22 protein-coding genes are annotated in these 22824 nt (G+C 45.1%); 5 read left to right on the forward strand and 17 right to left on the reverse strand.

The genetic code is table 25. The features are described 5' to 3' along the window. Nucleotides 1-15: 15 nt before the first annotated feature. Complete coding sequence (locus tag WC882_05040) at nucleotides 16-720, reverse strand: DNA alkylation repair protein (GenBank protein ID MFA5842999.1); 705 nt, start codon at nucleotides 718-720, stop codon at nucleotides 16-18. A 123-nt stretch (nucleotides 721-843) separates the two neighbouring features. On the opposite strand from WC882_05040, the gene WC882_05045 reads away from it, so the two are divergent. Further along, nucleotides 844-2778, forward strand: coding sequence for a hypothetical protein (locus WC882_05045; protein MFA5843000.1), 1935 nt, complete (start codon nucleotides 844-846; stop codon nucleotides 2776-2778). Here WC882_05045 and WC882_05050 read toward each other — a convergent pair. Both WC882_05050 and nth read right to left on the reverse strand, forming a co-directional pair. Further along, nucleotides 2767-3681, reverse strand: coding sequence for a GerMN domain-containing protein (locus tag WC882_05050; GenBank protein ID MFA5843001.1), 915 nt, complete (start codon nucleotides 3679-3681; stop codon nucleotides 2767-2769). The genes WC882_05045 and WC882_05050 overlap by 12 nt on opposite strands. An 89-nt stretch (nucleotides 3682-3770) precedes the next feature. After that, complete coding sequence (nth, locus tag WC882_05055) at nucleotides 3771-4424, reverse strand: endonuclease III (GenBank protein ID MFA5843002.1); 654 nt, start codon at nucleotides 4422-4424, stop codon at nucleotides 3771-3773. A gap of 74 nt (nucleotides 4425-4498) precedes the next feature. Here nth and WC882_05060 point away from each other — a divergent pair, with 74 nt between their 5' ends. After that, nucleotides 4499-5113, forward strand: a complete 615-nt coding sequence (locus WC882_05060; protein MFA5843003.1) for a MarC family protein — start codon at nucleotides 4499-4501, stop codon at nucleotides 5111-5113. A gap of 387 nt (nucleotides 5114-5500) precedes the next feature. Here WC882_05060 and WC882_05065 read toward each other — a convergent pair whose 3' ends face one another. The 5 genes from WC882_05065 to rpmH are packed head-to-tail and all read right to left on the reverse strand — an operon-like array spanning nucleotide 5501 to nucleotide 8827. Then, a complete protein-coding gene (locus WC882_05065; protein ID MFA5843004.1) occupies nucleotides 5501-6499 on the reverse strand; it encodes a septal ring lytic transglycosylase RlpA family protein in 999 nt (332 codons plus the stop codon). 32 nt (nucleotides 6500-6531) lie between these two features. Next, nucleotides 6532-6996, reverse strand: a complete 465-nt coding sequence (locus WC882_05070; protein MFA5843005.1) for a R3H domain-containing nucleic acid-binding protein — start codon at nucleotides 6994-6996, stop codon at nucleotides 6532-6534. Between the two features lie 50 nt (nucleotides 6997-7046). Next, entirely contained in the window at nucleotides 7047-8348 is a 1302-nt protein-coding gene (locus WC882_05075) for a YidC/Oxa1 family membrane protein insertase (GenBank protein MFA5843006.1), read from the reverse strand. Further along, entirely contained in the window at nucleotides 8303-8686 is a 384-nt protein-coding gene (gene rnpA / locus WC882_05080; protein ID MFA5843007.1) for a ribonuclease P protein component, read from the reverse strand. Before rnpA ends, WC882_05075 begins: the two co-directional genes overlap by 46 nt. Before the next feature lie 12 nt (nucleotides 8687-8698). Beyond that, nucleotides 8699-8827, reverse strand: coding sequence for a 50S ribosomal protein L34 (gene rpmH, locus WC882_05085; GenBank protein ID MFA5843008.1), 129 nt, complete (start codon nucleotides 8825-8827; stop codon nucleotides 8699-8701). Between the two features lie 147 nt (nucleotides 8828-8974). On the opposite strand from rpmH, the gene WC882_05090 reads away from it, so the two are divergent. Further along, nucleotides 8975-11020 carry a hypothetical protein gene (locus WC882_05090; GenBank protein ID MFA5843009.1) on the forward strand — a complete coding sequence of 682 codons (2046 nt, stop codon included), beginning with the start codon at nucleotides 8975-8977 and terminating at the stop codon, nucleotides 11018-11020. 3 nt (nucleotides 11021-11023) lie between these two features. On the opposite strand, the gene WC882_05095 is transcribed toward WC882_05090, so the two are convergent. The 6 genes from WC882_05095 to gltX all read right to left on the reverse strand — a co-directional run bounded on the left by WC882_05095 (nucleotide 11024) and on the right by gltX (nucleotide 15728). Next, nucleotides 11024-11377, reverse strand: a complete 354-nt coding sequence (locus WC882_05095) for a hypothetical protein (GenBank protein MFA5843010.1) — start codon at nucleotides 11375-11377, stop codon at nucleotides 11024-11026. 17 nt (nucleotides 11378-11394) lie between these two features. Beyond that, a complete protein-coding gene (locus WC882_05100; GenBank protein MFA5843011.1) occupies nucleotides 11395-12552 on the reverse strand; it encodes an acetate kinase in 1158 nt (385 codons plus the stop codon). 39 nt (nucleotides 12553-12591) lie between these two features. Next, nucleotides 12592-13314, reverse strand: a complete 723-nt coding sequence (locus WC882_05105; protein ID MFA5843012.1) for a hypothetical protein — start codon at nucleotides 13312-13314, stop codon at nucleotides 12592-12594. 161 nt (nucleotides 13315-13475) lie between these two features. Beyond that, on the reverse strand, nucleotides 13476-13805 hold the full coding sequence (locus WC882_05110) for a hypothetical protein (GenBank protein ID MFA5843013.1): 330 nt from the start codon (nucleotides 13803-13805) through the stop codon (nucleotides 13476-13478). A gap of 24 nt (nucleotides 13806-13829) precedes the next feature. Continuing rightward, nucleotides 13830-14153 (reverse strand): hypothetical protein, encoded by a 324-nt coding sequence (locus tag WC882_05115; protein MFA5843014.1) that lies wholly within the window; start codon nucleotides 14151-14153, stop codon nucleotides 13830-13832. Between the two features lie 84 nt (nucleotides 14154-14237). Next, nucleotides 14238-15728 (reverse strand): glutamate--tRNA ligase, encoded by a 1491-nt coding sequence (gltX, locus tag WC882_05120; protein ID MFA5843015.1) that lies wholly within the window; start codon nucleotides 15726-15728, stop codon nucleotides 14238-14240. A 906-nt stretch (nucleotides 15729-16634) separates the two neighbouring features. On the opposite strand from gltX, the gene WC882_05125 reads away from it, so the two are divergent. Beyond that, on the forward strand, nucleotides 16635-18965 hold the full coding sequence (locus WC882_05125; protein MFA5843016.1) for a DNA translocase FtsK 4TM domain-containing protein: 2331 nt from the start codon (nucleotides 16635-16637) through the stop codon (nucleotides 18963-18965). A 190-nt stretch (nucleotides 18966-19155) separates the two neighbouring features. Here the strand turns inward: WC882_05125 and secA are convergent, their stop codons facing one another. Then, complete coding sequence (gene secA, locus WC882_05130; GenBank protein ID MFA5843017.1) at nucleotides 19156-21894, reverse strand: preprotein translocase subunit SecA; 2739 nt, start codon at nucleotides 21892-21894, stop codon at nucleotides 19156-19158. 59 nt (nucleotides 21895-21953) lie between these two features. On the opposite strand from secA, the gene WC882_05135 reads away from it, so the two are divergent. Further along, nucleotides 21954-22244 (forward strand): hypothetical protein, encoded by a 291-nt coding sequence (locus WC882_05135; protein ID MFA5843018.1) that lies wholly within the window; start codon nucleotides 21954-21956, stop codon nucleotides 22242-22244. Here WC882_05135 and WC882_05140 read toward each other — a convergent pair. Together WC882_05140 and WC882_05145 are read right to left on the reverse strand one after the other, a co-directional pair. After that, the gene (locus tag WC882_05140; protein MFA5843019.1) at nucleotides 22241-22510 is read right to left on the reverse strand and encodes a type II toxin-antitoxin system YafQ family toxin; all 270 of its coding nucleotides are present in this window, start codon (nucleotides 22508-22510) and stop codon (nucleotides 22241-22243) included. The two genes, WC882_05135 and WC882_05140, sit on opposite strands and share 4 nt — an antisense overlap. After that, nucleotides 22423-22788, reverse strand: coding sequence for a type II toxin-antitoxin system RelB/DinJ family antitoxin (locus WC882_05145; GenBank protein MFA5843020.1), 366 nt, complete (start codon nucleotides 22786-22788; stop codon nucleotides 22423-22425). Before WC882_05145 ends, WC882_05140 begins: the two co-directional genes overlap by 88 nt. Nucleotides 22789-22824 lie beyond the last annotated feature (36 nt).

Below are 22824 nucleotides of genomic sequence, written 5' to 3' on the forward strand. Positions count from 1 at the left end.
ACACCCACATCTTTTTTATAAATTTAAATACTTTTTCCTTTTCTCCTCCTGGAATTTTTCGATCGCGTAACGAAACATGGTGCGAGGCATACGACTTGCGTATTTTTTAAGAAATTGTTCTTCGGTATCGAGGTTTCGTTTGCCGATTTCGCGCAACATCCATCCTACGGCTTTGTGTAAAAGATCGTGCGTGTCGTTGAGTAAAATTTCCGCAAGGGCCAGGGCATCTTTATAATCATTGTTTTTGATGAAATGGAAGGTGGCGAGCACGGCAATGCGGCGTTCCCATAGGTTTTTGGAGCGTGCGAATTTGTATAAAATGGAACGATCTTTGCCCTTTAGCCACGGGCCTAAAATGTACGGAACCGAGGTGTCCACCAAGTCCCAATTGTTGATGCCTTTTCGATGTTTGAGATAAAAATCGACGATTTTTTTGCGTTCAATTTCGGTTTTTGATTTCTCGAAATTATGACGCAAAATGAATAAGGCAATCATGCGTTCTTCGTGGATTTTTGAGTGGATTAATTTTTTTAAATCGTTGAGCGGAAGTGTGGAATATTGTTTTGCGAGAGTGCGTAAGACCGGAACTTTAATTCCAATAAAAATATCGCCTTCGCCGTATTGTCCGGGCCCGGTTTTGAAAAAACGTTGCAAGGCAATGGCTTGATTGGGGTTTGCTTTTTTTGAGAGGTCTTTTTTTAAAGAGAGAAAATCTTTCATGAATAGGTCATTTTATAAATTTAAAATACCAAAAAATAAGGATAAGAGATATCCTTCATGTTTGACGAATGTTTTTATCTCATTATTATGAATGTAGGCTTAAGAGAATTCTAATTTTATGTAATGGCTTCACTTTTAAGAAAATGTTTAGTTTGCCATGAATCGTTTGAAATCGATGAGTTGGATCAAGCGTATTATTTAAAACGCCAAGTTCCACTTCCCAAACTCTGCCCCAAGCATCGGTTACAACAACGTCTCGCTTTTCGTAATGAACGGAAATTATTTATGAGACGTTGCGATGCCACTCCGAAAAATATTGTTTCCAATGTGCGCCCGGATGCAATTTTCCCTGTTTTTAATCTTGAAGAGTGGCATAAACAAAATCATGATGTCTCTTTTTTAAATGAGTTTGATTTTGAACGGACTTTTTTTGATCAATATGCGGATTTGTGGCCGCGTGTTCCCCGTATGAGTAAGGCGAGTGCCGGCAATGAAGAAAAATCCGAATACAGCAATCATTGTGGGAATTGTCGTAATTGTTATTTTATTTTTAACTCCGAGGTGGATGAAGATTGTATGTATTTAAAGTTTGGGGATAAGTGTCGGAATTGTATGGATTGTAATAATATTTTGAGCTCCGAATTGTGTTATGAATGTGTGAATGTAAAGCATTGTTTTAATCTTAAATTCTCCGATGATTGTGAGTCTTGTAGTGATGGGGATTTTTTACGCTATTGTCGTGATGTTAAAAATTGTATGTTTTGTTATGGGTTGAAGCATAAAGAATTTTGTCTTTTTAATCAGCAACTTTCTAAGGAGGAATATCAAAAACGGGTGAAAGAATTTCAATTGAATTCGTATATTGGAATTCAGTCTTGTATACGAAAATGGGAAGAATGGAGTAGCTCTTGGCCCAAGATGAGGCATGTGATTGTAAAATCCGAAAATTGTACAGGGGAGTCTATTTTTAGCAGTAAAAATGCACGCGATTGTTATAATGTAAATAAGCTTGAGAATTGTCGTTATGTGATGAATTCCGTGGATGTGAAAAATTCCTATGATCTTTTTGCTTACGGCATGAAAACCGCTTTTTGTTATGAATGTGTTACGATTGCGAATTCTTATGATTTAAAATTTTGTAATTATTGTTTTGAAAGCCGTGGGCTTGAGTATTGTGAAAGTTGTTGGGGGTGTACGGATTGTTTTGGATGTATTGGTTTAAAAAAGGCGCAGTATCATATTTTTAATAAGCCGTATTTGGAACTGGATTATCGTCGGTTGGTTTCTAAAATTCGTAAACACATGATTCAAACCGGGGAATATGGAGAGTTCTTCCCTGAGAAATTTTCACTTTTTCCGTATGAAGATACTTTGGCGCAAGATTATTTCCCTCGTCCTATGGAACGATCTGCGGCTTCCATCCCTCTGGGTTTATCTTTTGTGGATGAAATCCCGGATGCGATCGAGGAGGTTTCGCTTGAGATTACGGAGCGTACTTTTTTGTGTCCAAAAGAAGAGAAACCGTTTAAATTTCAACGTAAGGAAATTCAATTTTATAAAAAAATCGGAGTAGCATTGCCTCACGTGTCGTTTGAGTCGCGGTATAAACGCAGGGATGGATTTGTTCCGTTTCCGTATGGGAAAATTTGATCGTTGAGTCTTTCTCGCGGTACACTGAGGCGGTATGGATCTTTATCAAGAGCAAATCATTGATTTGGCCAAGCACCCGTTGAATCGCGGGGCTTTAAAAAACGCCACACATACGCATTCGGGTGTGAATGTGACGTGCGGGGATCATGTGCGAATTTATTTGAAGGTAAAGGGGAAAGGAGCTTCGGCTGTGATTGAAGAGGCGATGTGGGAAGGCGAAGGGTGCGCGATCAGTGTGGCGGCTGCGTCATTGTTGACCGAGGAACTCAAAGGCAAGCCGCTGAAGGTTGTGAAAACGATGGAGTTGAAAGATATGTTAACATTGCTCGGGATTGAAATGCTGGGGCCTGCGCGAGTGAAATGCGCAACGTTGTGTTTGGAAACGGTGAAGGGGGTTTAGGGCTGTAAAATATCTTCGGTTTGGCCGTTGATGGAGATTTGGACTTGAGTGATTCCGTCGAATTGGAGAAGGGTTTTTTCGATTTGCGCGCGGATGGCGCTCACACGACAAGAGCCGCCTACGGCTTGTTCAAAGGTTTTGTCAAAGTCGACGGAAACCGTGTTTTTATTTATTGAAAGGGATTGAAGCGTGACATTGTCATTGATGGAGGTGAAATAACCTTCTGAGGTTTCTGTTTCGGTGGGGCCTTTGAGGAGTTTTTGAATGGTGGCTTCCATGGCTTTTTCAACAGGGATTATTTGAGCGATGATTCTGGAAACGGGATAAACTTGTTCGCAATCGAGCATTTCCGGATTTTTTTCTGTGTTTCCAAAAAAGATAGAGATGTTTTTTCCTGTCGAAGCAGAAGGGGTGAATTGAACCGGGAGGTCAAAAGAGGCGTCGTTCTCGGGAAGGCCGGAGGGGTTGTCTTTTTCAAAGTGAAGGATACCGGTTGTAGATTCTCCGGGTGAAAAAGAGTCGATTTGGGCGGTGAAAGGGACAAAATTTTCCGTCATCCAGTCGCCTTGAGCTTGGGCTGTGGTTTGAGCGAGGACGTTGTTGTTTTCATCGAGGAGGGTGATGGGGAAAGAAGCTTCAAAAAACCAAGTGCCTTGAGCTTGGCCTTCGATGATGAGAGGTGCGGAAACGAGCGCGTTTTCAGTGGGGGTGGTGAGGGTGATGGAGGCAGTGGAGCTTGTTGAATCGGATGTGTCTGTTGATCTCGTGGAGTCGGAGTCGTCTGTCGGACTTATTGAATCGGTTGTGTCTGTGGAGTCCGAGGTGTCTGTTGTGCCGATTGAAAATTGGCATCCGGCCATTAAGGCGATGGCGAGAAAAATGGAAATTAAAAGAAGAAATTTGAATTTCATGGGGGTGGGGATTAAAGAATGGGAAATTGAAGAGGTGGGTCGACTTAAAACCATATCATAAATAACATAATTTTACTATTGGAAAGCGATTATTTTTTGGCGGCCAATTGTTCTTTTTTCCCCGGCCATTGGCAGATGTTTTTTATCGGACATTCCCCGCATTTGGGGCGAGGGGCTTTGCATGTGGTTCGGCCGTGCGCGATGAGTTGCATATGAAATTCAATCCAACGGTTTTTTGGGATGGTTTTTAAGAGTGCAAATTCGGTTTTTTGCGGGGTTTTTTCGTGCACCAATCCAAGGCGGTTGGTGACGCGAAAAATGTGCGTGTCTACGGGGAAAGCCGGGATGTTGTAGGCTTGGGCGAGGATGGCGCTCGCGCTTTTGCGACCAATGCCGGGGAGGGCAATGAGCTCTTCCATGGTTTTAGGCACGATGCTCTTGTGTTTTTCGACCAGCGCGCGAGCGCACAAAATGAGATGTTTTGATTTTTGTCGATGATAGCCGGTGGAGTGAATGATGTCGCGCAAACGATCTTCTCCCAATTGGAGGAGTTTTTGAGGCGTGTTGTAGTGAGGGAACAGATTGGGGGTCACCTTATTCACCCGTACATCGGTGCATTGTGCCGCCAGGACCACAGCCACCAAGAATTCAAACGGCGATTTAAAATTGAGCGTGGGTTTTGGATGGGGGAATTTTTTATCCAAAATGCGTAATACGGTTTGGACTTTTTGAGGAGTCAGCATGATTGATTTAATCTTAAAAATAAGGTATAATCATAAGATAAATGGATCCCATTTAAGACCTAATTTCCATTTTTATGTTTCAGGGCGTTTGGTTCGATTCCTATTTTACCGCTTTTTTCTCTCTTTTTGTAATCATGGATGCGTTTGGCGCACTTCCTCTTTTTTTGATGCTTTCAGAAAAAATACCCAAAGCAAAGCGTGTCAAAGCGGCAAATAACACCTTATTGGTGGCCGCGATTTTGTTGTTGATTTTTATTTTTGGGGGGAGTGCGATTTTAAATTATTTTGGAATTTCAATCCCGAGTTTTCAGGTTGCCGGAGGACTTATTCTTTTGATCATTGGACTTAAAATCGTGTTGGGTCTTAAACTTGGAGCACAACAAAAACATGTTGAGTTGTATGAATTCACTGCGGTTCCTATGGCTACGCCTCTTATTGTGGGCCCGGGTACCATTACGACCACTATTATTTTGGTGGCTCAATATGGGTATGTTTTAGTGGCACTCGCCGCACTGCTTAATCTTATTGTGATGTGGATTGTTCTTCGTAACGCTTTTTTTATTTATCGTTTCTTGGGGCATCAAGGGGTTGAGATTATTTCTCGTATCGTGGGTATTATTTTAACAGCCCTTGCCGTTGAATTTATTCACGAAGGGCTTGTGGCTTTGGTTTCTGGTAGTTCTTTATAGTTTTTTCATCGTGTCGCTACTCCCGTATTCGGGTGCACATAATCCATGCTTTGTTCCAAGGGGGCGTCCATTTCGGCAACACTTTCGGTTTCATTCACATTGATCATGGCTTGAGCGTCATTGAGTAGGCTTTGGAGTTCGCGATTGTCACTGCTTAATGTTTCATATTCGGCTTGAAGTTGTTCCAAATAATACCCCTTGCCGGATTGAAGGCCTCGGATGTAAAGAAAGCTCACCATAGAGACAATGAGTAAACTGAAAACCGTAAGAACCAACATGCGTGAAGCGCTTCGGATTTGTTCGGAAAGCGGTTTGGTTTTTTCACGAATTCGGCGAACTTTTTTTGAATTTTTAAAACGGTTGTGATAATAGGGGTCTTTCATATTTTTAGTTATAAACGATTTCCATTTCGACTTCAACCACTCCTGCGCTTAAATCTTTTCCAAGAGCCTCGAAAGCGCCGGTGGTGAGGTCTAAAATACGTCCTTCCACGTAGGGTCCGCGGTCAACTATTTTTACAATAATCGTATTGCCATTGGCGGGATTGGTTACGCGCACATGCGAGCCAAACGGGAGTGTTTTGTGCGCGGCTTGATATTCGTTTTGGGCCAACGGCTCGCCCGAAGCGGTATTGTGCCCGTCAAAGGATTGGCCGTAATAAGAGGCAACTCCATATTCCATCACGCCCGAATAAATTCCCGGATTTTTGAATCGATAAATGATATCAGCGAGTGCTCCGCGCGTTAGGGGATCTCCGGCATGGAGATTGCCGTCTTTTTTAATGTAAGCGAGCCCGTTGGCAAAGGCATACGATACATAATTGGCATACCAGGTGTCCTTGAGAACATCCGGGGCCGGGTCTTCAAATAACGTGGGAGAAACATACGGTTCGTTAAACGTACCCGAGGTTTTGATGAGCATTTTTAGGGCTTCAGCCAGATTGACCGTATTTTCGGGAGCAAAGGATCCATCGTCGTATCCGTTTACAATCCCTTTTTCATAAGCGGTTTGGATGTAAGGGAAAAACCAGTCGTCTTGTTGAACATCCGAGAAATAAAGAGTTGGCGTTGGAGGTTCAGTGAAGGTTGCGTCCGGGGTGGCATCGTTGAGTTCAACGGGATTCACGTTTTCCGTTTCATCAAATGCCAACAGTAATATTTTAAGCGTTTCAGCTCGGTTGATTTCATCATACGGGCGGAAGGTATTGTCCTCATAGCCTTCGACCACCTCCAAATCGTATAAAAAATGAATGGCCTCGTAATAGCGGTCGGTTTCAGGAAGGTCGGGAAAGAGGAGAGTTTCTTGCGCGTACACAAAAGGCACATTTCCTCCCCATAAGAAGAAAGAAAATATAAAAATTACACTGAGCGCTAGTTTTTTTTTCATAATAAGTCCTTAGGGGTCCGATCCAGGACTGATTAAGCATTGGCAAGGCTGATCACTACGGCACGGAAATTTCCTTCTCCTTCGCTTTGGGTGGCCACATCGCTGAATTCGGGTTTGGTGAGATGCATGTGAACCAAGCGTCGGAAATAAGGAGACATGGGAGGCAGTTTTTTGGGAGTGCTGTATTTTCGCACCAATTCCACTTTTTGTTCCGCGAGGTTGAGCACGCTTTCTTCTTGGCGTTTTCGATAATTGTCCACATCGAGTGCCACAGAGAAAGATTGTTCCATCTTTTTATTGAGAAGGATCTTTAAAAGGTGTTGGATCGCAAAAAGAGTGGCTCCGTGATAACCGATCAAGTGTTGAGGTTCATCGGTTTCAATGTTTACTCGATAACTGTTTTCCTCGGTCGGATCCGCAACGATGTCGAGTTTGCGGAAAGAGATGTGAAGGAGTTGAAGCAAGGGTTGAAGGGTTTCGCTGATGATTTCTTCCATGGTTTTATAAAAAATTAAGAGATTAAAAATGACGTAAGACGGAATTCGTTTTAGGCTTTTTCAATTACGCGAACCGTGGGCTCGTTATCATTGGGTTTCTTTGAAGTGCTTTCTTTATTTACCACAAGTTGTTGAACGATTCCATAGATTGTGGAGGTTCCCCAATAGAGGCCTACCCCGGAAGGAAGGCTGGCGGTGAAGAAGGCGATCATGACGGGCATGAAATATTTCATCATATTGGTCGCCATTTGCATTTCGCTTTGCACATCTTTGGTGCTTTCCACTTTTTTGGCGAGATCTTGGCCTTTTTCTTTTTTCTTGGCCTCTTGTTTTTTCTTGGCCTCTTGTTTTTTCTTGGCTCGAGTCAAGGAAAGATGCATTTGAATGAATTGAAGCCCTCCAATGATCAGAGGCAAAACAAATACATTCGGCGTGGTGAGTTCCAATATATTAAAGAAATGGGTATTGATGGTTTCGTAAGAGAAGGATTGAGAGACGAATGAATAAATAAGGCCGCTTTTGTCCGCACTGAGTCCGTCGCGCACCACTTGATACAGGGCAATCAATATCGGGATTTGAATGAACATCATAAGACAACTTCCAAACGGATTCACTTTGTAGGTTTTCCAGAGATTCATGGTTTCGAGCGCGAGTTTTTCTTGATTGTCTTTGTATTTTTGTTTGAGTTCCTCAAGTTTGGGTTGAAGTTCTTGCATTTTTCGTTGAGAACGGAGTGCTCGTTGAGAAGGGAGGAGCAGAAGTGTTCGAATAAAAAGGGTCAGAAGGATGATGGCCAAGCCTAAACTGTGGCCCGGGATTTTTTCAATGAGAAAAATTAAAGTATTCAAGATCGGTTGATACATGAACGCGAGCCAAAAATGGCTTAAAAAGCCTCGTTCACCGATAATGAATTCATTGGAATAAAAGGTTTGGTCGTTCACCGCGGCTTCGATGCGGTAACGTCCAAGATCTGAAAATAGGCGATAGGTCCAATTTTTATAACTGAGGGTTGTTTTTTCTCCTGCAGCGAGGGTTAATGTCGGCATTTCTTCTTCCGGGCAAATCGTGGAATCCGAAGCCTGGACAGCGATCCATTCTCCGTTGCTGTAATGGGATACGTTTAAAGGTTCTTCTGAGCAATCTCCGATTAAAAGAGTCATCGGGGCCTCCGTGTTGTTTTGCAAAGTGATCTTAATTTCTTTTCCAATCGTGTACTCGGTTTTAGAAGTGGAGAGGCCGAGATCATTTTCCGTTAATGTGGTGTCTGTTGGGCCTTTCCCGCCCCAGCTTTGCAATAAGCTTATTCCTAAAAAGATGGCAATGATCCAGAGGAAAAGGCGGTTGTTTTTCATCGGAGAGATGGGATCAGGGATAAAAGAGCGGCTTCAATGTCTTTAAATGAAGCGGTTAGAATGGATTTTTTAGGGAGAATCACGACGTCGAATATGGGGAGTGAGGGGACACGGTCGTAATGTTTACGAAGGAGGGAATAAATTCGGCGACGAACCCGGTTGCGATCTACGGCTTGGGTGGCAATATTAGTGCTAACCAAAACGCTGAACCGATGGTGTTTTTCAACCTCGTTTCGACGGAAGCGCGCAACTAAAAGTCGGTTCATTCCAAGTTTACCACGCTTTAACAAGCCCGGGATATCGTCTTTTCTTTTGAGGTGATAAGGGCGAGCAAGCATGAGAAAGGCCTGTTAGGCCGATAAACATTTTCGACCTTTTGCACGGCGTCGAGACAAGACGTTGCGTCCGTTTTTGGTGGACATACGTGCTCGGAAGCCGTGAGTGCGTGAATGTTTGCGTTGACTGAGTTTTTTGAGCATAAAAAAGGGGACAAAAGCGGGGAGATGATAACAGTGGAAAAACGAAAAGGCAAAGGAAAAAGGTCTGCTTGCGGGAGAACGGCTTTTTTAGTATGGTAGGGCCGATTTGTTTTTCGCATTTCTTCGCTATAATTTAGCTCTTTTAATATGACTTTTCGAATCGTTAGTGACTCTTTATTGGTCGGCAAAGAGCCGATTGGGTTTACGCAAAATTATTTTTATGAATGGGATGACGGGTTGGGGGGGGCTCCGGCTCAGCTTTTTCTTAATTTCACATTGGCCTCGACCGATGTGCCCGGAGATGAGATTGGAGAATTTATTTTTGATGTGATGAAAAATTATTTTTTTCATAATTTGGAGCGTGATGCAGGGGCTCGTTTTGAGGATATGTTAAAGGAAATTAATCATGCGGTTCGCGAGAAAGAGGGAGCGCTTCAAACCAAATTTATTTCCAAGGCTCATGTGATTGTGGCTGCCATTTCCGGAGAAGCCTTGTTTTTGGCGCAACATGGGGGAGGCGAAGGGTATTTAATCCGAAAACGTTATGTGAGTAATCTTACGGATGGGCTTTCGGATCCCAAGAACGAAGAGGATCTTTTTACCAATATTGCGAGCGGAGAATTGCATACCGGAGATTTTGTTTTATTGTCGTCCACGCGATTGCTTCGTTACATTACGCAATCCGATTTGGGCCGATTGATGGCGGAAACTCCTCAATTGAAGGCTGCGTTGGATGCGATCTCGGATGCGGTTTCTCTCGATTTGATGGAACAAATGAGCGTGATGGGTATTCATGTGCAAGAAAAATTGCCCGAGAGGGTGGAGGCGGTAGGAGATGAGGGAGAAGAATGGTTGGAGACTAGGGTTGAAACAGGCTCCGGGAAAGCCGGAAAAGCGTTGAAAACGTTAGGTTTACACTTAGGTAAAGCCACGGCATCGCTCAAGTTGCATCTGGGGAAATTGATTCCGAAAAAAGAAGCGGAGAATGAAAAGGAAACGCAAATAAAGAGCGAGGAGGACGTTTCTCAAAAAGAAAGTTCTGAATCTCAATCGTTGCTTTCTCCCGTTACACGCGTTTTTAAGGAGTGGAAAGACCTTAAACGTGATCGTATTTTATTGACGTTGATTGTGGTTGTGGTGGTGCTTTTGGTGGGGACTTGGGTGGTGCGCCATCAGGGGCAGAAATATCAATACATCACGGAATTGGAGACTAAACTGGAGACCGTCGAAACCGATATCAATACCGCTAAGACGACCGGGACGTACGATAAAGAAACGGCTCAAACGCTTTTGGATGAGGCGGAAACATTGGCGTTGGAAGTGTTGAATTCCGGATATTTGAGAGCTAAAGCGAGTGAGTATTTGACGGAGATTGAGGAACAGCGTGATTATTTGGATAATGTGACTCGCATTGATACTCCTACGGTTTTCGTGGATTTTACAACTAAAAATCCTACGATGAATGCGTTGGGAATTCTTCCGTTTAATGATCATTTTTATGTGTATGAGTACAATCAATTGTATGAAGTGATTTTAGATCAAATTGAGGACCCGGTTCAAATTGATGATAAGGAAGTGGTGATTGATGCCACGTATTTCGAAGAAAATGATGCGATTTTATTTTTAACCAAAGCCGGGCGCGTGATTGAATATGCGGAGGGGCAATTTTCATTTGTGGATACTGCGGATTTGGCATGGCATACCGGGGTGGCTTTGCAGGTTTATAACAGTCGGATTTATATTTTGGATTCCGTGAATGGCCAGGTGTGGAAATATTCGCCGAGTCGTGACGGGTATGGCAATGCGGAGGGTTATATTACGGATGCCACGGACATTAAGGGGGCGGCTTCGATCGCGATTGATGGGACGATTTATGTGTTGCAAGACGATGGGTCGTTGGTCCAATTTTCCGGAGGTGAAAATACGAATTTTTTAGTGAAAAAAGGGCCGGAGGCCGATTTGTCCGGAGCCACGGTGGTGTATGCGGAATTGGATATGTCACAAGTGCTGGTGTTGGATCCTAGCACAAGTCGTATTTTGGTTTACATCAAAGATGCCCGAAGTGGCGATTTGGTCTATTCCCGTCAATATGTACTTGAAAACGCCGAAGATCTTCGCGATGTGTATTTTGATAAAGAAGCCAATCGAATTTATGTATTGGGGAAGACCAAGATTTATCAGATTGACTATTAAATTTTATCTACGGATCCCATAGTCACCGATGTGGAGGGTTGAGCCGATCGCATTTCCTTTTATATTGAGGTAAAGAGCTTGAACACGATAATGGCGTTGTGTGTTTGGTGTGTTTTTAATTTCAGTGGTGAAAATTTGGATATTTCTTGTGCCATGAGGGGATCGGGCTCGAATGGCTTGAAAAATAGCTTCTCGATAATAAGGTTCCGGGAAAGCTTTTAATAAAGAATCGTTTGTGTCGAGGATAGGGATATCTTGAATTGATATTTGGGTGATTTCTTTGGTGGGGGTGGCCTCATCATCGTCCTCCCATACGGGTTCTTCTTCGTTGAAGGATTCTCCGGGTTTTGGAATCATAAATAAGTATTGTAAATTTACAAAAGCCGTGTGATTTTTTGCGCAATGGCCAGTTCTTCATTGGTGGGGATGACCAGCATCGGAAGGCGGCTTGCTTGGGAATGAATGGGGCCGGATTTGCCTTCACTTGCGCGTTTGTTTTGGGTGGGAGAGAGGTTGAGGCCGATGTATTCGAGTTCTTTACAGATTTCTCTCCTCAAATACCATGCGTTTTCGCCAATGCCTCCGGTGAACACAATGGCGTCGAGTCCCTGGAGAGGGACGGTGTATTCGGCGATTTTTTTTGCGATTTGATGTGAGAAAAGTTCGAACGCGCGTTTTACAGTTTTGTGTTGGGGGTGTTTGGGATTGAGGTAAATTTTGGATAGAGGTCGTACGTCGGAAGAAATCCCGGTGAGGCCCAATAAGCCGGACTCGTGGTTGAGGAGATGATGGATTTTTTCAGGAGAGAGTTTGAGCGTTTTTAAAAGATAAAGCACGATGGCGGGATCGAAACTTCCGGTGCGCGTGCCCATCAAAATGCCTTCGAGGGGAGTAAATCCCATGCTGGTGTCGATGGATTTTCCGTTTTTGATTGCGGTGAGAGAAACGCCATTGCCGAGATGGCAGGTGATGATTCGACGATGCGGTTTTTTATTGGCTTTGAGCCATTTTATCGCTTTTTTGCTCACGTATTCGTGGCTGGTGCCGTGGAATCCGTATTTACGAATTTTGTGTTTGGAATAATACGAATAGGGCAAGCCGTACAAATAAGCTTTTTCGGGAAGAGTGGAATGAAAAGCGGTGTCAAAAACAGCGACGTTTTTGGTGTGAGGAATGAGCCTTAAACAGGCGCGAATGCCTTCAATATTGGCCGGATTTTGGAGTGGTGCGAGGGCTGAGATTTTTTCAAGATTTTTTAAAATTGCCGGAGTGATGAGGGTGGGCTGGCTATATTTTTCTCCTCCGTGGACCACTCGATGGCCGATGGCGCGAATGTCGCGGATGGATTGAATGGCGTCTTCTTTTTGTAAAAGAGTGAGCGCTTTTTGAAGCGCATCGGTGTGGTTTTTTGCTTGGCCTTTTGGAAGACCGATGGCGTCGATGTGGCCTTTAAATACTTGTTTCCAGTTGCGGCTTTCGATGAGTTGAAAGCGAAGGGAAGAGGAACCGGCGTTGAGAATGAGGAGAAGCATCTTCCCTATTTTAATCTCGGATTTGATAAAATACTAATTTTATTCTTTTTTAGAGAAAGAAGAAAATGCAGAAATGTGACCCTTCGTTGCGCTGAGGGTTTGATGTTCCCTGGAGAAAAATTCGTAAGGAGCGTTTTTGGCAAAAAGAAATTTGGGGAGATGTTTTTTGGCGGTGACAATGTTCATTTTCGCAAAGGTCCACAGCATTCGGAATAATTTTTTGGGTTCCGAGACGTTGGCGAATTGTTGGTTGCGCAAGGCTTCAAAAATGGATTCGCTATTTTTTTCGGCGTGAATCATGACATGACCCATTTCGAGTTGTTCGAAAAGATGGACGTCTGCGGTGGCGATGTAGGGAAGATCGTGTGAGGAGGCGAGGCGTTCCGCTTTTTTATTAAAATCGATGGTTTTGCTGTAAAACCATGATTTTTCAATGCCATCGAACAGGTCTAAATTGGGTTCGAGTCGTTTTTGAAAACATTTGGATTTTCCCGGGTAAAAAGGGTGCGCGGCAATGGTAAAACATTCGGGATGAGCTTTTCGATATTCGCGAAGATCGGGAAGGGTTTTTAAATTTTCGGCTTCGGGCGTGGCATTGAGAATTAAAACGTGGCCATTGAGATTGAGTTCGATGCCGGGGATAAGGAGAATTCCGAGTTTCTTGGCTGCTTCTTGAATGATGCTCGGGCAAAGAACGCGGCGATGCGTGGTGATGGCCAGTACGTCAAAGTGGAGTTTGTAGGCCCGTTCAACAAGATCCATCACCGTGTAGGGGATGTAGTCATCGAGATCGCCTTGGGCGTGAAGGTGAAGCGAAGCTTTGAGCAGGGGGATTTTGGGTTAAGCGTTAGTGGAGGGGAGCATAGCATAAAAACGAGAAAATGGCTAATTAATGCCGTTTTTACTGTAGTGCGATTTGAGGTTTATCAATTCGTTGATGGCGTTTCGGTGGACGCCGGATTTGTATTTGGGGTAGTCTCTTCCGTTCCGGTGAATTCCTCGAGGCTGTTTACAGCTTCATTGATGCTGTCTGCGGCCTCTTGAATGTCATCTGCGGCTTCTTGCGCTTGGTCTGCCTTTGTCGTGAACCACGATTTGATTTCTTTTACTTTATTGACAATATTCGAACCCGCGTCTTTAAGTTCGGTGCCCACGGTCCCGATTTTTTCAGAGGCGGTACAGCCCGAAAAGAGAGATATGGTTAAAAAAGTCGCAATTAAAAAACAAGCGCTGAGGGAGGTGGATTTTTTCATGATAGGAGGGCTAAGAAGGGGAAATTAAGAGGATTTGCTGAATAGGCTGGAAAAGTCGCCGTCGAAATCTTTGAGAAAATTATGCATGTCGAGCACTTCGTCGGGTTGGACGGTGCGGATGTCGTGGGGAGTTTTTGCTTCGCCTTTTTTGGAGATTCGCTTTGCTTTAAAGAAGACGCTGAGGAGCGTTTTATTTTTACAATGATCGCAATGCGCCGCCAAAAATCCTTCATTCATGACCGTGCCGATGATGTGGATGTTGGCATCCGGAAACGGACGTTTGCAATCCTTGCATGGGATTGTTTTTTGGATTTGTTGGATGATTTGTTTGAGTTCGTTGAAATTCATGCAATAAGTGTAGCAAAAAAGAGGATTTTTTCAAGGAAAATCCATTTACGATCTAGGTAGGAACCGACGAAAGTGGAAGAATTTTTATTTTAAAATTCGTAGCGTTTGATCCAGTCGGTCGAGCGTCTTTTCTTTTCCCAGGATTTGAATCATTTCAAATGCACCGGGAGAAAATTCTTGGCCTGTGAGGGCCATGCGAAGAGGCCAGAGCACTTGGCCGTTTTTAAACCCAAGGCGTTCGATGGTTTTGACCAAGCAGGCTTTGATGGCTTCCTCAGAGGAAAAATCGGTGTGGGCATTGAGGTCGTCGCGTGCGGCTTGAAGTGCGGTTTTGGCTATGACTGCGTCGATTTTCATTTTCTCGCTTTGAAGGAGTTGGAGGTCGTAATCGATCGTGTCATTCAAAAAATAATGCAACATCGGAGCTGCGTCCGCGAGAGTTTTGATGCGCGTTTGGACGGCCTTGAGCGCGGTTTTTGCATACGGCGTTTCAAGGGTTTTTTCTCCTGTGAACCACTCGGTTTTTTCGAGCCAGGGGAGGAGGCGTTGAGCGAAATCGTCCACGGTCAATTTTCGGAGGTATTCCCCATTCATCCAATTCAAGCGCTCGACGTCAAAAATCGCACCGGATTTGTGTACGTTCTCGAGATTGAATTTTTCGATGAGCTCGTCGAGGGAGAAAATTTCCTGTGTGCTGCCTTCGCCGGGATTCCAGCCGAGAAGCGCGATGTAGTTGATCATGGCCTCTTTGAGGTAGCCTTTTGCGATGTAATCCTCCACAGCCACGTCGTTTTGGCGTTTGCTGAGCTTGGTTTTGTCCTTGTTGAGCAGGAGCGGAATGTGCGCGAATTCGGGCGGAGTCCAGCCAAACGCTTTGTAGAGATAGAGGTGTTTGGGTGTGGAAGGAAGCCATTCTTCGCCGCGGATCACGTGCGTGATGCCCATAAAATGGTCGTCGATGACATTGGCGAGATGGTAGGTTGGGAAGCCGTCGGATTTGAGTAAAACTTGGTCGTCAATGAGATTGGATTCGAATTTGAGATCTCCGCGAACCACGTCGTGAAAGCGGAGCGTTTCGTTTTCCGGAATGGCGAGGCGAATCACGTAAGGCGTTTTTTCAGCGAGAAGTTTATCGGTTTCTTCCTTGGAGCAATAGCGGCATTTTTTGTCGTACATGGGGGCGAGGTGCTTGGCTTGCTGCTCGGTGCGCATCTGGTCGAGGCGCTCGGGAGTGCAAAAACAGCGGTACGCGTGGCCTTTTTGTAAAAGTTCTTCCACGTGTTTGAGGTAAAGGGCGGTGCGTTTGGATTGAATATAGGGGCCGTTTTCGCCGATTTCTTTTTCGTTGGGGTTGGTGGGATTGGGTCCTTCGTCGTATTCCAGTCCGGCCCAATTTAGGGTTTTGAGAAGGCTTTCCACCGCGCCTTCCACATAACGGGTTTGGTCCGTGTCTTCAATTCGTAAGATGAAATTGCCCTTTTTTTGTCGGGCAAAAAGATAAGAATATAGGGCGGTGCGCAAACTTCCGATGTGAAGGAATCCGGTGGGGGATGGGGCAAAGCGGGTTTTGATCATGGTGGTGAATTGGATTAATGTAACTTTGTCATGGTGAGGAGTCACGAAGTGGCGTCTCGAACCATGAATTTAAGAAAAAGTTTGGCGTTGAAGCCACCCTTCGAGAGCATCAGGGTGACAGTGGGAGGATATCAGAATTATATGAATTTTTAAATAAGGGAAAAATGCGGAGGGAGGACACTCGTTTCACTTGTGTCTGTTTGACAGACTCTTTTTTCTGGGTGTAGCTTGGTGGTGATTTTATTTTTTAAAATCTTGAATTATGGCTATGGATAGACCCAAGGGAGGACTTTTTGAAAAGGCTTTTAGGGTGGCACGAAACGTTGTGCCTTTTTTGGCGCTGACTGCCTGTGATCAGAAAGTTTGTGAAGGACCGTTGAGTTCGCTTTCGGTTGATAGATGTAATGCCGTTGTGGTGAGTAAAATAGAGGATTGTATGGGTGGTTTTTTTACGAGTGGGAATGGGAGTGGTACTGTTGATGGATGTTTACACGAGGTCCGAGAAGATCTTCAGGAACAAGCTGATGATCTTGAGCAAGACTGTATAGATGCAGGGAAAACAGGGGATGAAGCTGTCCAGTGCCGGGATGCTATTATGACATGTCTTTATGGGACGCCGGGGAAGTCACCGCGAGTGAAAGATTGTGTAAACCAAGTTATCCTACCGTCTGTGGATGGTACTTCTAGATGAAGGCTCCCTCTACGATAGGTGTTAGCTATTATTAAAATGCTGGATAGGAATACTTCGCGTGAGAAAAAATGCTAGTTTCCCTTCGCTGCGCTGAGAGAGAATGCGGTTGATAGGACACTTCGCTCGCCTGCTGCTCGCTTCGTGTCTGTTGCTCTTTTGTCCCTTTTTTTGTATATTAAATCGGAGTTTAGGTCTTTTCTTTTTATCTTTTTCGCATGCCGTTACGCAAATCGAGGCGCCCTATTGCTCGGCGTCGTTCCTCAAAATCCACGCTTCAGCTCAAGGTTGAAACTCATGTGATGCGTGAGATTTGGGCGGTCACGGATATGGCGCTGTGTATTTTGACGGTTTTGAGTATTCAAGGACGTTTGGGCGTGGTTGGCCATTTGTGGAATAGTTTTTTGACCCCGATTTTTGGATGGGGGCTGTATGCGGTGCCTGTGTTTTTGGGTGGGATTTCGCTCGCGCTTTTTTTTGCACGACAGATTCGATTCGACGCGACGCGTATTTTTGGATTGATTTTGCTTTCGATTTCCGTGCTGGGGACGTTGCATCTTGCGGTGCCTGAGGATCAGATTTATGAAGTGGCTCGCGCCGGGCAATACGGCGGGTATATCGGATTTGTTTCGAGTTTTATTTCGCGACAGATTTTAGGAGTGACCGGGTCGTATGTCGTATTTTTGGCGTTGTTTTTGATTTCGGTTTTATTGACGTTTTCGGTTTCAATTCGAGATGTTTTGAGTTTGGTTGAATTTAAAATTCCGGCCTGGTTTAGCCAAAAACCGGAGATTAAAAAACGGCCGATTGTGACCGGGGAAGAGCCGGAGGAGTTTGATGACGAGGACGAAGACGATGAAGAAATGGTAATTCACACGTTGCCCACGACTTCGGAGGAGGAGATGTTGAATGTGCGGCCTGTGGATCCGAATACCGAGGATGAAGATATGGATGTGGACGTGGATTTGAAGGAGGAAGAAGGAGAGAAAATTCCGGTGGAAAAAATTGCGCAAGCGTTGGATGAGGCTGAAGCCGGAGCTGAGAAAAAAGAAGAAAAACCGTGGGTTTTTCCGCCCTTGGATTTATTGAGTGAACGCGCACCGGACGTGGCTCATGATCCTGAAATTTTACGAGAAAAAGCCGAGGTGATTCGTAATAAATTGGCGCAGTTTGGGATTCAAGTTCGGATGAATGATGTGCATGTGGGGCCTACGGTGATTCAGTTCACGTTAAAGCCGCATGAAGGCGTGAAATTGTCGAAAATCACAGGATTGAAAAACGATTTGGCTTTGGCGTTGTCTGCGAATGCGATTCGTATTGAAGCTCCGATTCCGGGCAAGCCGCTCGTGGGCATCGAAGTGCCGAATGACACGCGTGCGATTGTGCGTCTCCGCGAATTACTGGAAGATGAAACGTACGCGAAATTGCAGGCTAAAACCAAGTCCAAATTGATCATTCCGTTTGGTCGGGATGTGTCCGGTACGCCGATTGTGGGGAATTTAAGCACTATGCCGCATATGCTCGTGGCCGGGTCCACGGGTTCCGGGAAATCCGTGTTCACGAATGCGATTTTACTTTCCTTTTTATACAACAATTCGCCGCGCGATTTACGGTTGATTTTGATTGATCCCAAGCAAGTGGAATTGTCCACTTACAATGGGATTCCTCATCTGTTAACGCCGGTGATCACCGAACCGGAACGGGCTGCGATTGCGCTCCGATGGGTGGTGGCGGAAATGACGCGACGTTACACGGTTTACGCGGATTCCGGGCATCGCAATATTGATGAATACAATGGCGATCCCAATACGCCGCAGCACATGCCTAAGATCGTGGTGGTGATTGATGAGTTGGCGGATTTGATGATGGTGGCGGGGAAGGAAGTCGAGGCTTCGATTTGTCGCATTGCGCAGCTCGCTCGTGCCGTTGGAATTCATTTGATTGTGGCCACACAACGTCCGTCCGTGGATGTCATTACCGGGCTTATTAAAGCCAATATCCCGTCTCGTGTGGCGTTTACGGTGGCCTCGTCCATCGATTCGCGAACTATTTTGGATGGAGGCGGGGCCGAGGATTTATTGGGAAATGGAGACATGTTGTTTTTATCCGGAACTACAGGAAAATTTATTCGCGTGCAGGGGGTGTATGTTTCGTCTCAAGAAATTCAAAAAGTGACCAATAATGTGAAGCTCACGCTGCAAGGTGATGAGCCGACTTATAATGAAGAAGTCACGGCGAAAAAAACGGCTTCGCTTCATGTGCAAGGAGTCCCGGCTTCTCAAATGGGAGATGATGACGATGATGAGCTTTACGACCAGGCTTTGGCGATTGTGAAACGTTCGCAAAAAGCGTCGGCCACCATGCTTCAACGGTATTTAAAAGTGGGTTATTCCCGTGCGGCGCGGCTCATTGATATGCTGGAACGAAATGGAGTTGTGAGCCCCGGCGATGGCGCTAAGCCAAGAACGGTTTTGGTGGGACGAGGAGACGTGGTGGCGGATATGGAAATGCAAGATGCCGGAGGAGAGTTTGATGAGGGGGAGTATTAACAGACACGAACGAAGGGAGTGTCCTATTCCCCGCATTTTGTATTATAAAGCCAAGCGGTCAGGAAGAATTTTTGTTCACATGGGAGTCGGACACTCGGATCATGATTCTCGTGTCCTCTTCCTTAAAAATATTCACAAAAATTTTCCTATCCCTCTTGCCTGAAAATTTCTGCCCTCATTATAAGCAATTTTATTGCCCACAGCATTTTTTATACTTTTTCCCACTGCCGCAGGGGCAAGGATCATTTCTGCCGGTTTGATTGGCGGTGCGAGCGCCTCCGCCGATGATTTTGTTGGGGCCTTTGTTGGGAATGCCTTGGGGTGTGTCGTCGGCACGAATCACGGTTACGGTATCGGTTTGAGAAATGGTTTTATTGGTGGGGGCTACGAATCCGGTTTTTAAATAGGAGGGTTTGGCTCCGGCCTTGAGTGTTTCGTCGTGAAGCGCGCTTTCGATTTGGCTTTGGTTGGTGCGAAGGGTTCCGGCAATGGGGGCGGCTCCGAGTTTTGCGGCTTGGTCTTCGGCGGCGCGGACTTTGATTTTAAACAATGTGTTCACGGTTTGGCGTTGAATGGTTTGGGTTAATTCGGTGAACATTTGAAACGCTTCTTGTTTGTATTCAATCAACGGATCGCGTTGGCCGTATCCGCGTAAAGCCACACGTTCGCGTAAGCGAGACATTTCATCGATGTGTTCCATCCATAGTGTGTCGATGACACGCAAGGTCACGGCGCGTTCGATTTGGCGCATGAGATCGGGAGAGGGGAGTGATTCTTCTTTTTCTTTGTAACGTTCAAGTAAAAACGTTTTGGCGAGGCCCACCAATTCATCGGATTTTTTGTGTTTTTTGAGTTCTTCTTCGTCGATTTCCCCTTCGATATCTCGGGTTAAGGTGTTCAAGGTTTCTGCGATTTCTTTGTAATCCCAGCCCCCGACCATATCCGGATTGGAATGGCGCATTACAATGACGTTGGCTTCTTCTTCAATGGTGTGTTCGGTTTCTTTTTGAAAGTCGTTTTGTTCGAGCAAGGCATGGCGTTTTCGATAAATGATTTCGCGATGTTTATTCATCACATCGTCGTATTCGACCAGGTGTTTGCGAATATCAAAGTTGCGGCCTTCGATTTTTTTCTGTGCGCCTTCAATGGATTTGGAAATGAATGAATTTTCAATCGGCATGTCGTCCGGAATCCCGAGGCGTTCCATAATGCCTCTCACGCGATCGGATCCGAACAAGCGCATGAGATCGTCTTCAAGGGAAATGAAGAATTGGCTGGCTCCGGGGTCTCCCTGACGACCGGAGCGACCGCGAAGCTGGTTGTCGATGCGGCGACTTTCGTGGCGTTCGGTGCCGAGGACAAAGAGCCCTCCCGCTGCAGTCACGTTTTCGCCGAGTTTGATGTCGGTTCCGCGTCCTGCCATGTTGGTGGCAATGGTGACCGCGCCGTATTGTCCGGCGTTCATGATGATTTCGGCTTCCCGTTCATGATGTTTGGCATTCAAAACATTGTGTTTGACGCCTTGCATGGTGAGCATGGAGGAGAGAAGTTCGGATTTTTCGATGGAAATCGTGCCGATGAGCACAGGCTGTCCTTTTTCGTGTAATTCTTTTACTTTTTTCGCAATCGCGATGTATTTGCCTTGGGCGTTTTTGTAAATCGTGTCGCGTTGGTCTTTGCGTGTTACGGGTTGGTGGGTGGGGATCACCATGGTTTCGAGTTTGTAAATGGTGGCGAATTCTTCGGCTTCGGTGAGCGCGGTTCCGGTCATGCCCGCGAGTTTTTCGTAAATGCGGAAATAGTTTTGGAACGTGATGGTGGCCAAGGTTTTGCTTTCGCGTTTGATTTCCACTTTTTCTTTGGCCTCAATGGCTTGGTGCAGCCCGGCGGAATAGCGGCGGCCTTCCATCATGCGCCCCGTGAATTCGTCGACAATGAGAATTTCTCCGTTTTTGACCACGTAATCGATGTCTTTTTTGTAAACGGTTTTGGCGCGCAAGGCTTGCTCGATGTGATGCACTTCCTGAAATCCGGCGTCGGTGTAAATATTTTCTACGCCCATGAGTTTTTCCATGTGCGCAATGCCGGCTTCGGTGAGGAGTGCGGTTTTGGCTTCTTCATCAATGTTGTAGTCGACTTTTTCCTCGAGTTGGCCCACGAGGTTGGAGTATTTCATGTATTTGTCCGTGGATTCTTCGGCCGGTGCGGAAATGATAAGCGGGGTGCGGGCTTCGTCGATCAAGATCGAGTCGACTTCATCCACGATGGCGTAATGGAGTGGGCGCTGAACGCGGTGTTCGGCGCGGCCGGCCATGTTGTCGCGGAGGTAGTCAAATCCAAATTCATTGTTGGTTCCGTAGGTGATGTCGGCATTGTACGCGGCCTTTTTTTCTTCGCGATTTTGATTGTGAATGATCACTCCCACGCTGAGTCCGAGGAGATTGAAAATTCCCCCCATCCATTCCGCGTCGCGGCGGGCGAGGTATTCGTTGACCGTCACAAGGTGAACGCCTTTTTGAGTGAGCGCGTTAAGGTAAAGCGGCAAAACACAAACGAGGGTTTTTCCTTCCCCGGTTTTCATTTCTGCGATTTTTCCGGAGTGGAGAATGAGGCCTCCCAACAACTGAACGTCGTAGGGCACCATGTCCCAAACGGCGTCATGCCCGCGCACATCCCATTTTTTTCCGCACGCACAGCGGCATGCGAATTTGACGAGAGCAAAGGCTTCGGGCACGAGTCCTTCGAGGTCGGTTTCGTTGTCTGCCAGGCGTTTTTTGAATTCTTCGGTTTTCTTGGGGATGTCTTCTTCTTTGAGCGTTTTCTGGTACTCTTCTTCGATTTTATTGATGTGTTCGACCGTGGGGCCGAGGCGATTCAGCTCTTTTTCATTGGGATCGCCGAGGATGGCGTTGATGAGGCGGACGAGCATGAGAAGAAATTAAATTTTTTGAATTCGTAAGCGGAGTTTAGCAGATTTTAAAGAAAAGAATGGGAATTAAGATAATGGAAAGCCTTGACATATTATTATTATTATTATTATTAGAGAATTCAGCCGTTCCCTTTAAAAAATATTTTATGTCTTTAAATGGCGAAGAGAGAGATATTGGAAAACTCGATGAAATTCGTCCAGATCCAAACGGGCAAGAAATAGGTAGAATGGATGTTCTTGTTGGGACTCCGGGATTAGATTCGGAGAGCGGAAACCTCGGTATTCCTAAAAAAATAATTATAACTGCGGCAATGGTTAAAAATTGGAGGGAACGCGGAGACATATATTAATTTTCTCCATAGACCTGATTATGTGTGCCGACATCCAACATCAGCACTACCGTGTATTTTTCATGTTCTTCAAAAATAACTCGGACATCACTCGTCACTGAAAAAGATTTTTTGCCTTGCAGGGAGCCTTTGAGCGGATGGTTTTTGAGGACGGGATCAAAAGGATTGGTCATGAATATTAAAAGAGTCGCATCCACTTTTTGCTTCAGCTTAAGATTAAGTTTGCGGTAACGTTTATCAAATGTTTTGTGAAATAAAATTTTCATTTCATGGAATCAAGATGCGCTCTTAATGCTTTTTTTGTTTTAAACGGACCCCTCACGTTTATGCCTCTTTTGGCCTCATCGGAAGCTATTAAAATTTCTTGTTCCTCTTGAAGCGTTAAGCCATTTTCAGTTATTAAACGAAAAGGGATGGCTTGAGTGATTACAATTTGATGCAAATACATTGTGATGGCGGTGCTCATATCAATTCCCATTTCATCCAGCACTTTTATCGCAGCTTTTTTAGTGTTGTCTTTGATGCGTACGTGAATATTGGACATTTTAAAATTAAATTTATGAAATTTAAAGCTATAAAA

Source organism: Candidatus Gracilibacteria bacterium (assembly GCA_041658685.1).
GTDB lineage: Bacteria > Patescibacteriota > Gracilibacteria > UBA1369 > UBA12473 > JBAZZS01.